We start from the raw sequence: 19,462 nt of genomic DNA, 5'->3' as shown, positions 1-19,462 counted from the left end.
GGCGCTCGTGCCCGTGCCAGTCCCGCCGTTTCTGCGTGCTGCGCTCATCGTCACCGCCGCCACGGCAACTCTCGTTGCCACATCCGCGCCCGCCGCAGCCCAATCCACGGGCTCGGCGGGCGGCGCCGTATCCGGTACACAACCGGCGCCGCGGGTGCCGATCCCCGGATGGCGCGAGGTGTTCGTCGACGACTTCACGACCGACGCTCCGACGGGGTCGTTCGCGAACGCCGACTGCGGGAATCCGAACGCGATCGTCTACACCGGCACCGAAGACACGCGCTGGCGGACCTATCCCGAGTGCTACCTCGACACGTACAACCGCAATCCCTACCGCGCCGACGAGGTGCTCAGCGTGCACGACGGCGTGCTCGACCATCACCTGCGCGAGGTGGACGGACGTCGCGCCGGAGCGAACCTCTCGCCCGTGCTCCACGGCGACGATCAGGGCCAGGTGTACGGCCGCTACTCGGCGCGGATCAAGGTGAGCCATCCGATGATCACCGGCTACCGGCTCGCGATGCTGCTGTGGCCGCAGTCGGAGAACTGGCCCGAGGACGGCGAGATCAACTTCCCCGAGGGCCCGCTCACCGGCCCGATCTTCGGCTTCCATCACTGGGCCGAGCCGGGCGCGACGCCGAACTCGCAGGACCTCTCCGACGTCGATCCGTCGACGTACAACGACTGGCGCGTCGTCACCATCGAATGGACGCCCTGGGCGGTGCGCTTCCTGCTCGACGACCGCGTCCTGCTGGAGTCGAACCGGGGCATCCCCACGACGCCGATGCGGTGGCAGCTGCAGCTCGAATCGAGCCTGTATCCGGCGATCGGCGGCGGCCACTTCTACGTCGACTGGGTGACGGTCCACTCGTGGGACGGCGCCCCCTGACGCACCACTGCTCGACGAACCCGCGGTCACCGGATCGCGGCAGGTTAGGTTAGCCTGCAATGAAATCGTCGTGCCGAATGCGTCATTCGGCAGAAATGAGTCACCCGTGAAGCACTCCCGTCGCGCCGCCGCCCTCACCGCACTCGCCGTCGCCGGCGCCACGGCACTCACGGCCTGTGGATCCGACGACGACGCCAACGACACCGCGACGCAGCCCACCGGCGGCCCCTTCCCCGTCACCGTCGAGCACGCCTACGGCGAGACGACGGTCGAGTCGGCGCCGCAGCGCATCGTCACCGCGGGCTTCAACGATCTCGACTTCGTCCTCGCGCTCGGCGAGACGCCCGTCGCGACGCGTGCCTTCTCCGGCTACGACTACCAGCAGCGCCCGTGGGCGGAGGGCTACGCCACCGACATCCCCGAGGTCGGCGAGATGGAACTCGACTACGAGGCGATCGCCGCGGCGGAACCCGACCTCATCTCGGCGACGTACTCGCTGACCGAGCAGGCCGGCTACGACACGCTCGCCGCGCTCGCCCCGACGATCGGCGATCTCACCGACGGGCAGGGCGGCTCGGCGTCGTGGGAGGCGCAACTCGAGACGATCGGCGAGGCGCTCGGCAAGGAGCAGGAGGCACAGGAGCTGCGCGAGTCGGTCGACGCGGACTTCGAGACGGCCCGCAGCGAGAACCCGCAGTTCGAGGGCCGCACCGCCGCCGTCGCGATGTACATGGACGGCTCGTTCTACATCCTCGGCGAGGGCGATCCGCGCGGACTGTTCTTCTACGACCTCGGCTTCACCGCACCCGACGAGACCGGCGAGGTCAGCGCCGAGCGCATCGACCTCCTCGATCAGGACACCCTCGTGATCCTCGGTGCGACGCAGGAGCAGCTCGCCGCCGATCCGCTGTTCGCGGGGCTCGACGTCGTGAGCGAGGACCGCACCGTCTACCTCGGCGAGTTCGGCAACGACGTGCAGGGCGCGCTCGGCTTCGCGAGCCCGCTGAGCCTGCCGTACCTCATCGACGCGACGGTGCCCGCACTCGCCGCGGCCTCCGACGACGACCCGTCGACCGCAGTTCCGACCGTGGGATAGTGGTTTTCGTGGTCACCTCCGTCGCCGAACTCGAATCGCTCCTCGGGGAGCAGCCGCCGATCACGCTCGCGAAGTCGATCGACCGGCTCGACGAGCACTGCCTCGCGTTCCTGGCGCACTCGCCGTTCGCGGTGCTCGGCACGGAGGATGCCGGCGGGCGGCTGCACTCGGTGGCGCTCGGCGGCGAGCCCGGCGCACTGCATCCCGTGACCGACACGCGGATCGCCCTGCCTGCGGCCGACGTTCCCGCCGAGGACGGCGCGGCCGCCGGACTCGTCGCGTTCGTCCCCGGCTACCGCGAGACGCTGCGCGTCAACGGACGGCTCCGGCGCGACGGCGATGCGCTCGCCCTCGACGTCGAGGAGGCGTTTCTGCACTGCGCGAAGTGCATCCTCCGCTCCAAGCTGTGGGACGACGCTCACGAGCCGGGCGAGGCCGTCCCCGGCGCCGTCTTCCACGACGCCGCGGTGACCGCGTTCCTCGCGCGCTCACCGTTCCTCACTCTCGCGACGGTCGACGCCGACGGATTCGCCGACGTCAGCCCGAAGGGCGAGCCCGCCGGGTTCTTCGTCGCACTGGACGACCACACCCTCGCGATCGCCGACCGGCCCGGCAATCGCCGCACCGACACCTACCGGAATCTGCTGGCGAACCCGGCGATCTCGGTGCTCGCGGTGGTCCCCGGCGACGATCGCGTGCTCCACGTCTCCGGCACCGCACGGCTGAGCACCGACGCCGCGCTGCGCGAGCGGTTCGAGTCGAAGGGCAACGTTCCCGAACTCGCGCTCGTCGTCGAGGCCGACCTCGTCAAGCTTCGCACCGAACCAGGTCTCGTCGAGTCGACGCTGTGGACGGCACCGCGCGTCGCCACGGGGACACTCCCGAAAGCTGCGGAGATCTGGACCGACCACGTCGCCGCCGGTTCCACGTGAAACGTCAGGACACCGTGTACTCGGCCGAACAGTCGCCGTACGTGTAGTTGTCACCCCAGCCGTGATTGCTCGCGGAAAAGACGAACGCGATGGTCCCCGGCTCGGTCGTGAGGCCGTCGATCTCGAGCAGGGTGTCGAAGCCACGGACGCGGGCGTTCGTCTCCGCGACGCCGCTGCGTCCGGTGTCGAGGTTCGCCCACACCACCCCGATCCGCTGGTCGTAGCCGATCAGCGAGTTCGCCTTCGTGTGGATGTCGACGTCGATCGTGCCGGGTCCCGCCGGTGACACCTCGACCCGGCTCGACGCCGGGATTTCGAAGACGTTGGCGTTCGGGTACGGGATCGTGCACAACTCCGTCGCCTCCGTCTGCGCCGACGCGACGGGCGTCCCGAGCAGCGCGAGAGCGCCCACTCCCGCAGTGGCGGCCAGAAGACGCAAGGTGTGGCGTGTGGTCACGGGAATTCCTCCAGAAGTCGTTGCATGGACGAATGACTCACCTTATGTGTCGCCCACCACACCCCGTGGCGTTACCCGACGACCACCTGGCCGCTGCGCGGGACGGTCCCCGCGAACGTCATCGGGACGGCGCGCGCATGCTCGACGTCGCGGCGATCGATCGCCTGGACGTGGAGGTGCGGTTCGGTGCTGTTTCCCGAGTTTCCGCAGGTACCGACGACGTCGCCGGTGTCCACTCGCGTGCCCGGCACCACCGCGGCGCTGCCGTGCCGGAGGTGGCAGAGCGCGACGATCACGCCGTCACCTGTCGCCACGAACACGTGATTGCCCGCGAGCGCGGGCCAGCCCGCCGCGAGCCGTCGCCGCTGCGTGAGGGCGTACCCCACCGACGGCAGGCCGCGATACGCCGCGTGATCGGGCTCGGCGTCGTGCGCGGCGACGATCGTTCCGGAGACCGGCGCGAGCACCGGGAGCCCGAAACCCGGGAACCGCTCCGGCGGCTCCGGCCGGATCAGGCTCGCGAGCGTGATCGGCGCCGTGCGGCCGTCGGCGTCCACGGGCACGAAGTCGATCGCGTACGACGACCCGAACAGCGTCGTGCCGTGGCTGGGCACGCGATCGGCCCGGCTGTTCTGCACGAGCCACCGGTCCGCGAACGGATAGGCGAGGGCGATCGGCACGACGCCGAGTGTCCTCCGGCACCGCGCGATCGGCGGGCAACTGTGGAGACTCGGCTCCCGAATCTATTGTTTATCGATAGATAAACGTCGTTCTACGATGTATTGTGCGAGATATGAATCGATGGGTGATCCTGACGCTGAAAGCGGTGATCGCCGTCGCGCTGGCCGGATCCGTCGTCGTCCAGGTGATGATGGTGGCGATGCTCTGGCTCGATTCCGAGCGAACACCGACGGGGACACTCGACGTGGCGCTGACCGTCATCGGCGTCGTCGGAACGGCGACGATGCAGGTCGTGGCCGTATGCATCTGGCGGTTGCTGACCATGGTCGGCCGCGGCACCGTGTTCTCTCACGCAGCGTTCCGCTATGTCGACCTCGTCATCGGAGCGATCGCCATCGCGGCGGTCCTGACGTTCGGCATCGCAGTCGTCGCCCGGTTCGCGAACCGTGCCGCGCCCGGCGACGAGGTCGCGCCCGGGTTGGTAGCCCTGGTGTGCGGGTTCGCGCTGGTCCTCGCCGGCGTCGCCCTCGTGGTCTACGTGATGCGAACACTGCTGGCCCAGGCAGTCGCCCTCGACACCAGGGCGAAGTATCTCGAAGCCGAACTCGACGAGGTCATCTGATGCCCATCGTCGTCGACATCGACGTCATGCTCGCCCGGCGCAAGATGGCGGTAGGAACGCTCGCGGAGCGCATCGGCATCACCCCCGCCAATCTCGCCGTCCTCAAGAACGGCCGCGCCAAAGCGGTCCGGTTCACCACGTTGGAGATGCTGTGCGAGGTTCTCGACTGTCAGCCCGGCGATCTGCTGCGATGGGAGCCCGAGCCCGGAAGCGACGCCGTCGCGGCAGGCGCGAAGCGTCAGTCCGACGTCTGATGCCGCACGTCGTAGCGGGCGTAGAGGAGGCCGGAGGCGAAGGTGCGCGTCTCGACGAGAGCGAGATCGACCTGCCGTGCGTGCTGCGGCAAGAACGGTGTCCCGCCGCCGACCAGCACCGGGACGATCTTCGGCCGGTACTCGTCGATCAGGTCCGCCTCGGCCACCGCAGCAGCCAGATCCGCTCCGCCGATCGCGATGTGTCCCTCACCCGGCTCGGCCCGGAGGCGCGCGATCTCCTCGGCCGGCGACCCGGTGGCCAGGACGGCATTGCCGCGCACTGCATCGAGCGTCCGGGAGAACACGACCTTGGGCAGGGGATTCCACAGCGTGATCCACTCGCGTTCCAGCGCGCTCAGGTCCGGATCGCCGACGGCGTCCTCCCAATAGAGCATCGTCTCGTAGAGGCGCCGGCCCATGAGGTGGACGCCGACTTCGCGGATCTGGTCGATGAAGAACCGGAACTCGTCGTCGTCGGGCGCACCCCACGCGAAATTGCCGTCAGGGCCCACGATGTAGCCGTCGAGCGACATTCCCATCGAATAGGTGACTCTGCGCATCGGAGGCCTCCTCGGTCGCTACTCGAACGGTACTCCCGCGAGCCGACGCGTCGATGCGCCTTCAGAGCCAGTGCCCGCCCGCGACCTGCACCACCTGCCCGGTGATCCACCGAGCCTGCCGTGACGCGAGGAAGACTGCGGCGTCGGCGATGTCGTCCGGGTCGCCGACGCGGCGCAAGGGTATCGACGGGACCACGGATTCGACGATCTCGTCGGTCATCCACCCCGTCTGCACCGGGCCCGGAGCGATCGCATTGACCCTGATCCTCGGACCGAGATCGAGGGCGGCGCCTCGTGTCAGCGACTCCAGCGCGGCCTTCGACGTCCCGTACCCGACCTGCCCGGGGAACCCGCGTGCGGCGTCGGTGGAGATGTTGACGACGGCGGCACTCCCGTCGTCCCGCAGACGGCTCGACAACTCGGCGATCAGCATCGCGGGCGCGATCGCGTTGACGCGATACGTTCGCTCCAGTCCTGCATCGTCCATCGTCGCGAAGGTGTCGGCTTCCGTCGCATACGCCGCGTTGTTCACCAGCACGTCCACGCCGCCGAGGAGGTCGTGCACCCGATCGAAAAGACCGGAGGCCGAACCCGGTTCGAGGAAATCCGCCTCGACGGCCACCGCGCCGGGCAGCGACGCGACGAACCGCTCGACGTCGTCGTCCGCCACGCGCCGGTGCTCCTGCGTCCCGTCGGGGGACACGCCGCCGACGTAGTGCACCGCGACGCGCGCACCCTGCGCGGCGAACGCCCGCGAGATGGCGGCACCGATGTTCATCGCACCACCGGTCACCAGCACCGTCTTGCCGTCGAGCCCGGGATCGATCACGCATCCGATCGTGGCACGGTAGGGCAACACGGGCAACGAAGTTCGAGCACCGGTGCCTGGACCCGCACAGCCGCGTTCTCGACATCGGGTGCGGCGATGCCGGGGCGCCCCACGACCAGGACAACTGTCTCCAGCATCCTGCCGGGGGTATCGAACCCGAGTCGAAGCTGCCTGGCGGGACTGTCGTCATCGAGGTTCTCGACCCACGTCGCCCACGTCGCAGCCTGGATCGCGTCCTCGGCACCGATCCCGTGCTTCAACGCCTAGGGATGAACTCTCACCTCGACGCCAGCGCCTCGCGGATCACCTCGGAGCGAGACTTGCCCTCCCGCACCGCCCGAGCGTCGAGAGCGCTGATCTCGTCCGCGGTGAGACGCAGTGCTATGACCTGTGACGGCTCGGCGCCACGGCCTGGGCGGCCACGGCCGCGCTTTTTCAGAGCGGCGACGTCGAATCCGGCCTCGGCTTCAGCAGCCCATGCTGCGATCTGCGCCTCCGTGACCGGCATCCCGTTGATCGTCTCGCGCTCGCCCATGCCATTAGTGTTATACGAAAATGGCGGATGGTCGACCATCGCGGACAGCGTTACCACGGAGGCGCACGCCCGAGATCTACAGCCCGAGCACCCGGCTCACGGCGCCGAGCCGCTCCGGGTCCGCCAGCACGCGCAGACCGGTGATGCGCTCCCCCGAGATCTCGAAGGCCATGATCGAGACGACCCGGCCGCCCATGACGGCGGCGACACCCGGCCGGCCGTCGATGAGGACCGGCGTCGAATGAGCGGCCAGGCGACCGGACAGGACCGCCTGCTGCGCGATCGCCGTCGCACCGCTGACGATCTGCGTCGACGTGCCGTAGTCGGCATGCAGCACCGCGCTGTCGTCGAGAAGAGACAGCAGGGCGGTGAGATCGCCGCCCTGGGCCGCGACGAGCCATGCGTCGACCACTCGGCGGCTCTGCACGCGGTCGGAGCGCGCGACGTCCTCGGCACCGCGGAGCCGTCGGCGCCCCCGTGACGCGAGTTGACGGACGGCCTCGGGCGACCGATCGAGGACCTCGGCGATATCACGGAAGGACCGACCGAACACGTCGTGCAACACGAAGGCGATTCGTTCGGCGGGGCCCAGCAACTCGAGCATCGTGAGCAACGCGACGCCGACCTGTTCGTTCTGCGACACCAGTTCGGCCGCATCCGCATCGAGTGCGACCGGCTCGTCCCGCCAGGTCTCGACCTGCCACGACTGTTCACGCGTCCGCCGCGGTGCGCGAAGCATGTCGAGACTCATCCGGGACACGACCGTGGTCAGCCACGCCTCGAGGTTGTCGATCCCCTCCGGACCGGTACGCGCGAAGCGCAGCCAGGTCTCCTGGACGGCGTCGTCGGCGTCGACACTCGATCCGAGCAGCTTCGCGGCGATCGCGTGGAGCCGCGGACGCTCGGTCTCGAACCTGCGAGCGAGGATTCGCTGATCCGTCATGCCGTACCTCCCGGTCCGTTGTCACATCTGTGCGAGCTCGATCGTCGTGATGCCGACGAGCGAACGGGCTCGTTCGTGACCGAAAGGACAGTACCCATGACCTCCCCCATTCTCGTGACCGGCGGAACCGGAACCATCGGCAGCCGCGTGGTCCCCCTGCTGACGAACGCCGGACGCGACGTGCGCGTCGTCTCCCGCCACCCCGGCACCGACGAGCCGGGAGTCGTTCACGTCGAGGCCGACACGGTGAGCGGGCAGGGCCTGACGGAGTCGCTCGCCGGCGTGGATGTCGTGCTGCACCTGGCCGGCGGTGCGAAGGGCGACGACGTCGCCGCGAAGAATCTCACGGCCGCTGCGCACACTGCCGGCGTGAAACACCTGATCCTCATCTCCGTCACCGGCGCCGACGCGATGCCGATCGGGTACTTCCGCGCCAAGGCCGAAGCGGAACGGATCGTCGCCACCTGCGGCGTGCCCTTCACGATCCTGCGGTCCGCGCAACTGCACGATTTCGTCCTTCCGATCGTCCGCGGAATGGGCCGGCTCCCGCTACTCCCGAGGCCCGGCGGCCTGCGGTTCGAGCCCGTCGCGGTTGACGACGTCGCCGCCCGGCTGTGCGAACTCACGCTCGGCGCACCGGCCGGCCGGGTCGCCGACATCGCCGGACCCGAGGTGTCCACCCTGCGCGAACTGGCCGACGTCTACTACGACGAGACCGGCCGCAGCCACCGCCCGAGCCTGCCGGTGCGGATCCCCGGAAAGGTCGGGCGGGCCTACCGCGCGGGCGACAACCTCGCCGACGACGGCGTTCAACGAGGTTCGACGACGTGGCGCGAGTTCCTCGCCGCGCGGCACTCGGTCGGTCGGTGAACGGCGCGCCGTCGTCGCGGAGCACGTCGGCTTCGCCCCGATCAGTGAGCGCTCGGCGAGCTCTGCAGATCGGCGATGAGCTGTCGGGCGAGCTTCTCCGACGACTGCGGGTTCTCGCCGGTGTACAGGTTGCGGTCGTGCACGATGTGCGGGCGCAACGGGAACCCCTTGGAGTAGTCGGCCCCGGCCTCGTTCAACCGGTCCTCCAGCAGCCACCGGGCTTTCCAGGCGAATCTGTTGAGACGCTCCTCGCGGTTGGACAACCCGGTCATCCGGTAGCCGGCGAACGGCCAGCTGCCGTCGGGGTTCTTCGCCGCCAATGCGGCGGCAGGCGCGTGGCAGAGCAAGGCGAGCGGTTTCCCGGACTTCAAGCGTTCGGTGAGCAGTGCCCCCGAGACCGGATCGACGGCCAGGTCCTCCATCGGCCCGTGGCCGCCCGAGTAGAAGACCAGGTCGAAGTCGTCGGGGTTCATGTCGGCCAGATCCGCAGGATGGTCCAGCACCGGCTGCAGACGCTCGATCTCGGCGGCGATCCGCTTCGTCTTCGGGGGCAGGCCACCGGAGATACCCAGGCTGAGCTCGTCGATGACGGACTGCTCGCCCTCGGGCGTCGCGACCGTGACCTCGAACCCCGCGTCGACGAACAGCTGATATGGGACCGCGAACTCCTCGGCCCACACCCCCGTCGGGTGCCGAGTGCCGTCTTTCAGCGTCCAGTGGCGTGCTGCCGAGAGCACCATCAGCACGGATGTCATGGCACGTCCTCGTTCCGGTAGCGGCCGAGCTCGTTGCCCCGTGCGTCCTGGTGCAGGGACTGCGATCCGGGACCATGTGCGCACCGCGAACTCGAAGTTACGGGCGGATGTGAACACAGTCAACACGCTCGCCGCGAACTCACGGCGAATCGCAGTCCAGGCCGTTGGCGTACCCCGGAATGCACGAAGGGTGCCTCCGCAGTGGGGGCACCCTCGTCGTGAACACGACTCGTAGGTCGTGTGCGTATGAAATGTGATTGTGGAGCCTAGGAGATTCGAACTCCTGACATCTGCCTTGCAAAGGCAGCGCTCTACCAACTGAGCTAAGGCCCCGTTTCCTGCTACCCGAGCGGACTCAGGCCTTGTGCCAGACCTCGCTGCGCGATGTCAGCGTGGTGACGATCAGCCCCGCGACGATACCCGCACCGATGATGAGCAGTGCTTTTCGCATCGTCGGGATGCCTCTCGTCGACACCAGGAGTGGGCCTAGGAGGACTTGAACCTCCGACCTCTTCGTTATCAGCGAAGCGCTCTAACCGCCTGAGCTATAGGCCCTGGATGGCTCACACGCAACCTCACGAGGTTTCGCTCGAACCGAGAATGAAGGTTACCGCACCGGCCCCGCGCACACCAAAACGGGTCCGGGCGGTACGCATCTCCCCAGTTCAGTCGCGATCTGCGAGTGTGACTTCGAGCCCGCCGACGAGGTCGGCGACCATGTTGTAGATGAACGCCCCGACCGTCGCGAGCGCCGTGAACAGCACCATGTTCACGAGGCCGACGATCGCCGAGTACCCGAACACCTGCCCCGCCGAGATCAGGCCCTCGGCTCCCGTCTCGGACACGAGGTCGGTGAACGCGCCGTTCAGCCGGTCCCACACACCCATCCCGTCGAGGACGAGATAGAGCAGACCGACGGCGACCATCCACACGAGGAACAGCGACACCGACAGCACCGACGACACCTTGAGCGTCGTCCACGGATCGACCCGGCGGATCTGGACGGTGGCGCGCAGCGCCTCGCCCTCGGCGACCCGCTGCGGAGTCGCCTGCGGCGTGTACGGCTTCTTCTTCTCCGCCGCCTGCGGCTCCTCCTGCGGCGTCGGATGCTTCGCCTCCGAGAGATCCGGCATGTCCTTCGGCAACGTGTTGCGCTGGATGTGGCGGGTCGGGCCGTCGATCCCCGCCTGCTTCGCCTTCGCCGCCTCGCGATCCGCGGGCCGCGGCGCACCGGGCGCGGCCGTCCCCGTCACGACGGGACGACCCGACTGCGGACCCTTCTCGGCGGGCTTGCCACTCGCGGGTGCCCCCGACGCAGCCGGCGTGGCACCGGTCTTGGGTCCGCCGGCCGGCGGCGACCCCGCGGGGCGGTTCTGCTGCGGCGCATCACGGCGGACGTTGGTCTGCGGCTCCCGCTGGACGCCGCGCTGCCACGGCGGCTCCTGCTGACCACGCACCGGCTTCGCCTGCTGACCACCCTGACCCGGCTTGCCCTGCTGAGCCGCCTGGCCGGACGCTGCAGCGGGCTTGTGCTGCGGCGGAATCGGACGACCCGCCGAACCCTTGGACGGCCCCTGATGCTGCGGATCACGCTGCTGCGGCTTGCGCTGATCGCCGTTCACGGCACCAGCAGCCGGAGCCTTCGCCACGTCACCTTTCGGTGCCGCGGGTGCGGGCGACGCCGGCTTCCCGGCATCACCCTTCGGCGCATCCCCCTTGGGCGTGTCACCCTTCGGTGCCTCACCCTTCGGGGATGCGGCCTTCGGGGCGTCGGCCCTCGGAGAGTCGCTCGTCGCGGCGTCCTGCTTTGCCGCGTCGGACTTCGGAGCTCCGGGCTTCTGGGCACCGGCTGCACCGGACCCCTGCCCCGTCACTCCGGCCCCGCCCTTCGGGGAGTCCTGTCCCTTCGGCGGCTGCCCGGCCGCACCGTTGCCCGAGCGATCGTCTTCACGCTGGTCGCTACCCGGCTGGTGGGGAGTGCTCACTTGGACTCCTTCGTTCCCTCTGCGGTCTCGGGCTCGGGCTCGTCGGCGTTGTACGCGATCGCCAGCAGGTTGGTGCCGTCACCGAGGTTCATCAAACGAACCCCCTTCGTCTGGCGACCGGCCTTGCGGACCTGCTTCGCGGGCGTGCGGATCACACCGCCGTTGGTCGTGATGGCGTACAGCTCGTCGTCGTCGTCGACCATCAAGGCACCGACCAGCGTGCCACGTTTCGGGTCGTACTGGATGGTGAGTACGCCCTTTCCGCCACGACCCTGCGGTGTGTAGTCCTCGATCGGCGTGCGCTTGGCGTAGCCACCCGACGTCGCGACCAGCAGGTACTTGCCCACGCCGTCCTTGACGACGTTGAGCGAGAGCAGCACGTCGCTCTCGTTGAACCGCATGCCCTGCACACCCGAGGTGGCACGGCCCATCGGACGCAGCACGTCGTCGGTCGCGTGGAACCGGATCGACTGCCCCTTCGCGGACACGAGCAGCAGGTCGTCCTCGGACGAGCACAGCACCGCGCCGACCAGTTCGTCCTCGCCGCGCAGGTTGATCGCGACGATGCCACCCGAGCGGTTCGAATCGAAGTCGCTGAGCCTGCTCTTCTTGACGAGGCCGCCACGCGTCGCCAGCACGAGATACGGCGCGTCCTCGTACGACTTGATGCGGATGACGCCCTGGATGCGCTCGTCGGGCTGGAACGCCAGGAGATTCGCGACGTGCTGGCCGCGCGCCGTGCGGTTCGCCTCGGGCAGCTCGTACGCCTTCGCGCGGTAGACGCGGCCCTTCGTCGTGAAGAACAGCAGCCAGTCGTGCGTGGACGTCACGAAGAAGTGCTTGACGATGTCGTCCTGCTTGAGGTCCGCACCCTTGACGCCCTTGCCGCCACGCTTCTGCGAGCGGTACAGGTCGGTGCGGGTGCGCTTCGCGTAGCCGGTCTCCGTGATCGTGACGACGACGTCCTCGCGCGCGATGAGATCCTCGTCGGCGACGTCGCCGTCGGCGGCCACGAGCTTGGTGCGGCGGTCGTCGCCGAACTTCTCGACGATCTCGGCGAGCTCCTCGCGGACGATGAGCCGCTGCCGCTCGGGCTTGGCGAGGATGTCGCGGTAGTCGGCGATCTGCTCTTCGATCTCGGCCAGCTGATCGATGATCTTCTGCCGCTCGAGCGCCGACAGGCGACGCAGCTGCATGTCGAGGATCGCGGTCGCCTGGATCTCGTCGATGTCGAGCAGCTCGATGAGCCCGTTGCGGGCGTTCTCGGTGTCGGGCGAGCGACGGATCAGGGCGATGACCTCGTCGAGCATGTCCAGTGCCTTGACGAGTCCGCGCAGGATGTGGGCGCGCTCCTCGGCCTTGCGCAGCCGGTACTCGGTGCGCCTGCGGACGACCTCGATCTGGTGGTCGACGTAGAGCCGGATCATCTGATCGAGGCGCAGCGTGCGCGGCACGCCGTCGACGATCGAGAGCATGTTGGCACCGAAGCTCGTCTGCAGCTGCGTGTGCTTGTAGAGGTTGTTGAGGACGACCTTCGCGACGGCGTCGCGCTTGACCGTGACGACGATGCGCATGCCCGCGCGGTCGGACGACTCGTCGTGGATGTCCGAGATGCCGGCGATCTTGCCGTCGCGAACCTGCTCGGCGATCGACTGGATGAGGTTGTCCGGGTTGACCTGGTACGGCAGCTCGGTGATGACGATCGTGGTACGCCCGCGGCCGTCCTCCTCGATCTCGACGACGCCGCGCATGCGGACCGAGCCGCGACCCGTGCGGTACGCGTCCTGGATGCCCTGCGTGCCGACGATGAGGCCGTGCGTCGGGAAGTCCGGTCCCTTGACGCGTTCCATGCACGCCTCGAGCGTCGTCTCCTCGTCGGCCTCGTAGTTGTCGAGCGCCCAGTAGACGGCGTCGGCGACCTCGTTGAGGTTGTGCGGCGGAATGTTCGTCGCCATGCCGACCGCGATGCCACCCGACCCGTTGATCAACAGGTTGGGGATACGGCTGGGGAGAACCACAGGTTCTTGTGTTCGGCCGTCGTAGTTCGGCTGGAAATCGACGGTCTCCTCGTCGATCTCGCGGAGCATCTCCATCGCGAGCGGAGTCAGCCGCGCCTCGGTGTAGCGCATCGCGGCGGGGCCGTCGTTGCCACGCGAACCGAAGTTGCCCTGACCGTCGACGAGCGGGTAGCGCATCGACCACGGCTGCGCGAGACGCACGAGCGTGTCGTAGATCGACGAGTCGCCGTGCGGGTGATAGTTGCCCATCGTCTCGGCGACCGAACGCGCCGACTTCACGTACCCGCGGTTCGGGAAGAAACCGCTGTCGAACATCGCGTAGAGGACACGGCGGTGCACGGGCTTGAGCCCGTCGCGCACATCCGGCAGCGCACGCCCCACGATCACGCTCATCGCGTAATCGATGTAGCTGTTCTGCATCTCCTGCTGAATGTCTACGGGCTCGACCCGGTCGCCCGGTCCTTCCGGCGGCAACGTGGTGTCAGTCATGAGCTCCTTCTTCTCCCGCCCACTGTCGCGGGCGTCGGCGAACGGCTGCGGTGCGCACCCTGGTCGGAGGAAGGACTCGCTTCCGGTGGTGCTCGCGCAACCACTCGAGTCTATATGTGCAGGTCAGGTGTCGCCTGCACGGACACACGCCCGACGGGAATCCGACGTGCTCAGTTCAGCGTGAACGCCTCGTTCGACTCCTCTGCCAGCAGGTCGGCTTCACGCTCGAGCGCGGCCGACACGCGGTCGGGAGCCATGAGCAGCGCGGCGATCGGAATGGTCACGACCAGCATGCCCAGCAGGAACGCGGGAAGCAGCGCCGAGAAGATCTCGACACCGCTCGGCGGCGCGAACTGCGGATCCGGCGAGACGGATACGCCTTCGAACCCGGCCCAGTAGATCACCACGACGAGGGCGGCGATCGGCAGCGACGCGACGAGCCGCAGCGTCCGCGTGCCGAGCCGGAGCACCGTCGCGACGACACCCACCGCGACCACGAGAGCGACCGCGGCGGACACCCCCACGTACAGCGGATCGAGCGAATGCGTCCCCTGCAGCACGAGCGACCGGACGAACGCGAGATTCCCGCCGACGAGACCCACCCACAGCAGTGCCGCGGCGAGCGCACCGGTCGCCTGCCACGAACGACGCGGCGAGGCGAGGACGAAGAACGCTGCCGCCGACAGGACGAAGACGACGACCAGCGAGATCACGAGCCACGTGAGATCGAAGCGGATCCGCGTCGAGACGTCCACGTCACCGGACGACAGACCCAAGCCCGCCGCGACGAGCAATTGCGGTACCCACGCTCCGAGGACGGCGAAGGCGAACGCCGCCCACCCGACCCAGCCGGTACGCGCGCGATCACCGCGTGCGGCGCCGGCCGTGCGCGTCGACGCGATCGCCACGAAGACGCCCACGAAGGACGTCGCGGCCGCGAGGATCGCGACCCACGTGCCCATCGAGAACTGTTGGATGTCAGCGTTCATAGCCCTGTTCGTCGTTCGTGTGTCGGTACCGGCCGGACCCGCTCGGGCGCGGCCGGAGGGTCAGCGTGCGACCGAATGCAGCTTGCGCAGCGCGTACTGCGTCACCTCGACGAGCGCACGCTTGGCGGATTCGCGATCGCGCGCGTCGACCGAGATGATCGGCACGTCCCCCGGCACGGCGAGCGCGTCGCGGATGTCCTCGAACGGATACCGCGGCGCGTCGTCGAACTGGTTGATCGCGACGATGAACGGCAGCCCGCGCGCCTCGAAGAAGTCGACCGCCGCGAACGACTCGTCGAGCCGCCGCGTGTCGATGAGGACGATCGCACCGATCGCACCGCGGATGAGGTCGTCCCACATGAACCAGAACCGGTGCTGGCCTGGGGTTCCGAAGAGATACAGCACCAGATCGTCCGCGAGGCTGATGCGGCCGAAGTCCATCGCGACGGTCGTGGTCGACTTCTGCGGAAGGCCCGCGAGCGAATCGACGCTCTCGCTGGCATCGGTCACGAGCGCCTCGGTCTTGAGCGGAACGATCTCCGAGACGGCGCCGACGAGCGTCGTCTTGCCCACACCGAAACCGCCCGCGACCACGATCTTCGCGGAGGTGACCCGATCGGACTCCCCGGCGTCGTACGCGGGGCCGGGCGTCCCGTACGCCCTGTCAGATATCCCGTAGTCCACTGAGGACCCTTTCGATGAGTTCGCGGCGCTCGGATTCGGACGAATCCTCACGCAGGGTGGCCAGGATCTGGAGATGACCGGCTTCGACGAGATCCGCGACGAGCACGCGGGCGACGCCGAGCGGCAGGCCCAGACGCGCGGCGATCTCGGCGACCGACGGCGACTGCCGGCACAGCTCGACGATCGCGGCGTCGAGTTCGCCGAGCTGCCACGCTCGTTCGTTCGAGTCCGGGAGCGCCCGGATCAGAGCCTCGAGCGCCAGTTCGACCGCGGGCCGAGTGCGGCCGGACGTGAGCATGTACGGGCGGACGATCGACGGCGACTCCGTCGCGCCCCCGTGCTCGGAGGCGCGGTAGCCGCGGCCCATCGCGTCGCCGCGCTCCTCGTTCCGGTCGTTCATCAGCCGCGCGGGACGCGCGCCGTCGCCTGCACGGTGGTCCCGACTCGATCGACGAGCAGGGCCATCTCGTACCCGACCTGCCCGATGTCGCACTCGGCGTCGGTCAGCGTCGCGAGATACGAGCCGTCGCCGACGCTCATGAGCAGCAGGTAGCCGTTCTGCATCTCGACGACGGACTGCAGCACGCCGCCGCCGTCGAAGAGACGCGCGACGCCCGCCGACAGGCTCGCGAGCCCGGACGTCACGGCGGCGAGCTGCTCGGCGCGGTCGATCGGCAGATGGCGGCTCGCTGCCATGAGCAGGCCGTCGGCCGAGACGAGCACGGCGTGCGAGACGCCGGCGACGTCGTCGGCGAAGTTCGACACCAGCCAATCGAGTGGCCGGGCCGTATCGGAACCGATCGGGCTGGTCATTGGTCTCCCTCTCCTCGTCCGGTCGCCCGGAGGTGTGGTGCCGAACCGGTCACTGCCGGCCGACGCGCGGCACGCCCGTCGCGGACGCCCTGCTGGTGCCTGCTGAGTTTCGCGCGGATCGCATCGGGATCGCGGACCTTACGGAACGTCCCCGTGTCGGCGTCCTCGACCTTGCCGGGCAGCAGCCGATCGCCGGGCGTACGGCGCGGCAGCCCGATCTCCGGATCGACCGGCGCGGACGCCTCCGAGACCCGCGCCGCCGCAGCCCATCCGGAGTCGCCCGCCGACTGCCAGTCGGGATCGGGCTCGGCCGTCTCGGCCGGATCGCTGAGCCAGCGCGACATCTCCGCGAAGATCGGCGTCACCTGCTGGGAGCGGTCCGCCGGCCGGCTCGCCGGCGCTGGAGCGTCGTCGCCACTGCGCGGTGCGAAGAAGGACGCCGTCTTGGCGGTGTCGGACCGGTACCGGTGACGCGGCGCGGGCGCAGGGCGCTCGGCCTTCGGTGTCTGCTCGGCCTCCGCCCCGGGGAGCGTCCAGCCCTGCGTCACGGGCAGCTCCCCGGTGCTCACCCGGTCGGGTTCGCTCGGCTGTTCCTGCAGCTCCGGGCGGGACTGCTGCGGTGCGGGCACGGCGTCCGGTGCGATGCCGCTCGCGCCGGGGGTGCGCTTCGGCAGACCCGAGAGGGTCTTGCGGGGCACCGCCGCCGGTGCCGCCTGCTCGGTGGGAGCGGGCTGCTCGCTCCGGGCAGGCTGCTGCGAATACGTCGAGAACTGCTGCGTCGGAGCCGAATCCTGCGCCTGCGCCGGTGCGGGCGCCACGTCGCCACGACGGGCGCGCCGCGGGAGCCCGCTGCGCGTCGTCTCGGTTGCGGCGGGCGCCGCGCTGCGCTGCGGAAGCTCCGTCTGCCGCGCGGGCGCGGCGACCGCCCGCTGCGGCCCGGTGCGCTCGACGGAACGCGCGCCGCCGAGCGGCGGGTTCGACACGAGCACGCCCGTCGGAACGTGGATCGAGACGGTGATGCCCGGGTTGCGGGCGGTGTCGAACGTCGCGCGCATCCGCACCGTCAGGCCGTGACGCTCCGCGAGGCGGCTGACGACGAACAGTCCCATGTGACGCGCGGTGTCCGGACCGATCTCGCCGCCCGACGCGAGCCGTTCGTTGATCGCACGCAGCTGATCGGTGGGGATACCGATGCCGCGATCGGCGATCTCGAGCAGCACACCGCCGTCGACTGCACGCGCGAACCCGAACGTCACGGCGCTGTCCGGCGGCGACGCCCGCAGCGCGTTGTCGACGAGTTCGGCGAGCATGTGCACGACGTCCGTCGCGACCGACCCTGCGAGTGCGCCGTCGGGCACCGCGTCCATCTGGACGCGCTGATAGTCCTCGACCTCCGAGATCGCGGCACGCAGGACGTCGCCGAGCGAGATGGACTCGGACTGCGTTCGGCGGGTGCGGGTGCCGGCGAGGACGAGCAGGTTCTCGCCGTTGCGACGCATGCGCGCGGCGAGGTGATCGAGCTTGAAGAGCGCTTCGAGTCGCCGCGGATCCTTCTCCTCGAACTCTAGGCTCTCGATGAGCCCGAGCTGCTGATCGACGAGGGACTTGCTGCGGCGGGCCAGCGTCTCGAACATGTCGTTGATCTGCAGCCGCAGGTGCGCCTGCTCGCCCGCCAGCCGCAGCGCCTGCGCGTGGATGTCGTCGACGGCGCGGGCGAGCTGCCCGATCTCCTCGTCGGTGTGCACCTCGACCGGATCGAACGAGACCTTGCGCGGATCGTCCGTCGACCTGATCTGCTCGATGGCCTCGGGCAGATCACGCCGGGCCGCCCGCAACGCGCCGTAGCGCAGCCGACGGATCGGGCCGACGAGCGACCGCGACACCATCAGTGCGAGCACCAGTGCCGCCAGCAGCGTCACGACGACGATCGCGGTGTCGCGCAACGCCGCCGCCCGCGTGTCGTCGGCGCGTGCCTGCACGCTCGACGAGATGTCGACGGCGGCATCCGTCACGAGCGCGCGATACGTGTCGCGACTCTCGAGCAGCGAGGCACGCAGCGGGATGACCGGCATCTGTGCCTGCGGGTTCGTGGCGAACGACCGCACCGTCTGTTCCATGAGGCGGCCACGCTCTGCGACTGCCGCACGCAGCGCGTCGACCTGCTCGAGCTTGTCCGGCTGCTCCGCGTAGTACCGGCTCATGCTGTCGAGCAACGCGAGTTCGGCGCCGCTCGTCGCGAGAACGTCGTTGATGGGAGTCGAGCGATCGAAGAGGATCTCGATCATCGCGACCGACTGGTCGAACAGCGTCCGCTGTGCGTTCCATGCGGTGCCGAGCAGGGCACCCTTGTCGATGACCTCGGGATCGTCGATGACACGAATGATGTCGTCGACCTCGCCGATGACGCCTTCGGCGAACTCGGTCTGCCGTTCCGCGACGGCCCCGGTGCTGGTGCCGGGCGTGTCGAGCAGATCGAGGATCGCGCGGCCCTGCGCGACCGACTCCTCGATCGCCTCGGCGGTCTGCGCCGGCAGGTCGGGGGTCTCCGCGAAGTCGGCGACGCGGTCGAGTTGGCCTTCGACGTTGCTGCGTTCCTGCGGTTCGGCGGTCCCGGACACGTGACCACTGACCATGGCGCCCATGGCGCCCTCGAGCGCGACGAGATCGGGGACGCCCGCGATCTGCTCCGCCGCCGTCGTGAAGTGCACGGCGTTCTCGAGTTCGGTCGCGACCCGAAGACCACCGAGGACCATCGCGACCGTGACCGGCAGCGCGAGCACCGCCGTGATCTTGGCGCGCAGACTCCAGTTGTCGATGTCGAAGACGCGGGGGGCGCGGCGCTCCGCAGTGCGCTCGCGTTCCTCGTCGGTGCTGCTCATGTGCTCCCCCGTTCGCGTTCGCGCTCGATCGGCTCGTATGGCGCCATGACCTCACGCTCCCCTTCCAGCTGTCGATCGGGCCGCCGAGCGCGTCTCGGAGCGCCGGGTCGAGCGTTTGTATCACAGTGCGCCGACCCTGCCGATACCCTGAACCTGTCCTGTCGTGACAGATCCGTGATCTT

The 19,462-nt window shown here is 69.1% G+C and carries 20 protein-coding genes and 2 tRNA genes; 6 read left to right on the top strand and 16 right to left on the bottom strand.

The window, feature by feature from the left end:
- Window positions 1-7: 7 nt before the first annotated feature.
- From RR1_RS15385 to RR1_RS15375, 3 genes are all read left to right on the top strand, one after another.
- Window positions 8-889: a glycoside hydrolase family 16 protein gene (locus tag RR1_RS15385; RefSeq protein ID WP_238559030.1), complete on the top strand. Its 882-nt coding sequence runs from the start codon at window positions 8-10 to the stop codon at window positions 887-889.
- Between the two features lie 106 nt (window positions 890-995).
- On the top strand, window positions 996-1,985 hold the full coding sequence (locus RR1_RS15380) for an iron-siderophore ABC transporter substrate-binding protein (RefSeq protein ID WP_010839019.1): 990 nt from the start codon (window positions 996-998) through the stop codon (window positions 1,983-1,985).
- Window positions 1,986-1,993: 8 nt separating this feature from the next.
- Entirely contained in the window at window positions 1,994-2,917 is a 924-nt protein-coding gene (locus tag RR1_RS15375) for a pyridoxamine 5'-phosphate oxidase family protein (RefSeq protein WP_238559029.1), read from the top strand.
- A 4-nt stretch (window positions 2,918-2,921) separates the two neighbouring features.
- On the opposite strand, the gene RR1_RS15370 is transcribed toward RR1_RS15375, so the two are convergent.
- Window positions 2,922-3,374 (bottom strand): hypothetical protein, encoded by a 453-nt coding sequence (locus RR1_RS15370; protein ID WP_143153857.1) that lies wholly within the window; start codon window positions 3,372-3,374, stop codon window positions 2,922-2,924.
- A gap of 71 nt (window positions 3,375-3,445) precedes the next feature.
- Window positions 3,446-4,054, bottom strand: coding sequence for a M23 family metallopeptidase (locus RR1_RS15365; RefSeq protein WP_010839016.1), 609 nt, complete (start codon window positions 4,052-4,054; stop codon window positions 3,446-3,448).
- Between the two features lie 113 nt (window positions 4,055-4,167).
- On the opposite strand from RR1_RS15365, the gene RR1_RS15360 reads away from it, so the two are divergent.
- Both RR1_RS15360 and RR1_RS15355 read left to right on the top strand, forming a co-directional pair.
- On the top strand, window positions 4,168-4,677 hold the full coding sequence (locus tag RR1_RS15360) for a DUF2975 domain-containing protein (protein WP_010839015.1): 510 nt from the start codon (window positions 4,168-4,170) through the stop codon (window positions 4,675-4,677).
- The gene (locus tag RR1_RS15355) at window positions 4,677-4,931 is read left to right on the top strand and encodes a helix-turn-helix domain-containing protein (RefSeq protein WP_010839014.1); all 255 of its coding nucleotides are present in this window, start codon (window positions 4,677-4,679) and stop codon (window positions 4,929-4,931) included. The genes RR1_RS15360 and RR1_RS15355 overlap by 1 nt, the downstream gene beginning before the upstream one ends.
- On the opposite strand, the gene RR1_RS15350 is transcribed toward RR1_RS15355, so the two are convergent.
- From RR1_RS15350 to RR1_RS15330, 4 genes are all read right to left on the bottom strand, one after another.
- Complete coding sequence (locus tag RR1_RS15350) at window positions 4,916-5,491, bottom strand: dihydrofolate reductase family protein (protein ID WP_010839013.1); 576 nt, start codon at window positions 5,489-5,491, stop codon at window positions 4,916-4,918. The genes RR1_RS15355 and RR1_RS15350 overlap by 16 nt on opposite strands.
- 61 nt (window positions 5,492-5,552) lie before the next feature.
- Entirely contained in the window at window positions 5,553-6,320 is a 768-nt protein-coding gene (locus RR1_RS15345; RefSeq protein WP_010839012.1) for an SDR family NAD(P)-dependent oxidoreductase, read from the bottom strand.
- Window positions 6,321-6,597: 277 nt separating this feature from the next.
- Window positions 6,598-6,855, bottom strand: coding sequence for a ribbon-helix-helix domain-containing protein (locus RR1_RS15335; RefSeq protein ID WP_010839010.1), 258 nt, complete (start codon window positions 6,853-6,855; stop codon window positions 6,598-6,600).
- A gap of 76 nt (window positions 6,856-6,931) precedes the next feature.
- Window positions 6,932-7,798 (bottom strand): sigma-70 family RNA polymerase sigma factor, encoded by an 867-nt coding sequence (locus tag RR1_RS15330; RefSeq protein ID WP_010839009.1) that lies wholly within the window; start codon window positions 7,796-7,798, stop codon window positions 6,932-6,934.
- Window positions 7,799-7,894: 96 nt separating this feature from the next.
- Between RR1_RS15330 and RR1_RS15325 the strand changes: the two genes are divergently transcribed.
- A complete protein-coding gene (locus tag RR1_RS15325; RefSeq protein WP_010839008.1) occupies window positions 7,895-8,668 on the top strand; it encodes an SDR family oxidoreductase in 774 nt (257 codons plus the stop codon).
- A 41-nt stretch (window positions 8,669-8,709) separates the two neighbouring features.
- Here the strand turns inward: RR1_RS15325 and RR1_RS15320 are convergent, their stop codons facing one another.
- The 10 genes from RR1_RS15320 to RR1_RS15275 all read right to left on the bottom strand — a co-directional run bounded on the left by RR1_RS15320 (window position 8,710) and on the right by RR1_RS15275 (window position 19,280).
- On the bottom strand, window positions 8,710-9,423 hold the full coding sequence (locus RR1_RS15320) for a type 1 glutamine amidotransferase domain-containing protein (protein WP_010839007.1): 714 nt from the start codon (window positions 9,421-9,423) through the stop codon (window positions 8,710-8,712).
- A gap of 260 nt (window positions 9,424-9,683) precedes the next feature.
- A tRNA-Ala gene (locus tag RR1_RS15315) sits at window positions 9,684-9,756 on the bottom strand.
- A 148-nt stretch (window positions 9,757-9,904) separates the two neighbouring features.
- A tRNA-Ile gene (locus tag RR1_RS15310) sits at window positions 9,905-9,978 on the bottom strand.
- Window positions 9,979-10,088: 110 nt separating this feature from the next.
- Window positions 10,089-11,408, bottom strand: a complete 1,320-nt coding sequence (locus tag RR1_RS15305; protein ID WP_040774080.1) for a DUF3566 domain-containing protein — start codon at window positions 11,406-11,408, stop codon at window positions 10,089-10,091.
- Window positions 11,405-13,915 carry a DNA gyrase subunit A gene (gyrA, locus tag RR1_RS15300; RefSeq protein ID WP_010839004.1) on the bottom strand — a complete coding sequence of 837 codons (2,511 nt, stop codon included), beginning with the start codon at window positions 13,913-13,915 and terminating at the stop codon, window positions 11,405-11,407. The genes RR1_RS15305 and gyrA overlap by 4 nt, the downstream gene beginning before the upstream one ends.
- A gap of 170 nt (window positions 13,916-14,085) precedes the next feature.
- A complete protein-coding gene (locus tag RR1_RS15295) occupies window positions 14,086-14,904 on the bottom strand; it encodes an MHYT domain-containing protein (protein WP_010839003.1) in 819 nt (272 codons plus the stop codon).
- A 60-nt stretch (window positions 14,905-14,964) separates the two neighbouring features.
- Window positions 14,965-15,576: a GTP-binding protein gene (locus tag RR1_RS15290; RefSeq protein ID WP_051111236.1), complete on the bottom strand. Its 612-nt coding sequence runs from the start codon at window positions 15,574-15,576 to the stop codon at window positions 14,965-14,967.
- On the bottom strand, window positions 15,569-15,955 hold the full coding sequence (locus tag RR1_RS15285; protein WP_040774107.1) for a DUF742 domain-containing protein: 387 nt from the start codon (window positions 15,953-15,955) through the stop codon (window positions 15,569-15,571). The genes RR1_RS15290 and RR1_RS15285 overlap by 8 nt, the downstream gene beginning before the upstream one ends.
- A 32-nt stretch (window positions 15,956-15,987) precedes the next feature.
- The gene (locus tag RR1_RS15280) at window positions 15,988-16,401 is read right to left on the bottom strand and encodes a roadblock/LC7 domain-containing protein (RefSeq protein ID WP_010839000.1); all 414 of its coding nucleotides are present in this window, start codon (window positions 16,399-16,401) and stop codon (window positions 15,988-15,990) included.
- Window positions 16,398-19,280: a sensor histidine kinase gene (locus tag RR1_RS15275; RefSeq protein ID WP_010838999.1), complete on the bottom strand. Its 2,883-nt coding sequence runs from the start codon at window positions 19,278-19,280 to the stop codon at window positions 16,398-16,400. The genes RR1_RS15280 and RR1_RS15275 overlap by 4 nt, the downstream gene beginning before the upstream one ends.
- Between the last annotated feature and the right edge of the window lie 182 nt (window positions 19,281-19,462).

It is taken from the genome of Rhodococcus rhodnii NBRC 100604, assembly GCF_001894925.1.
In the GTDB taxonomy this organism is placed as follows: Bacteria; Actinomycetota; Actinomycetes; order Mycobacteriales; family Mycobacteriaceae; genus Rhodococcus_F; species Rhodococcus_F rhodnii.
This window is presented reverse-complemented; position numbering and strand designations above follow the sequence as displayed.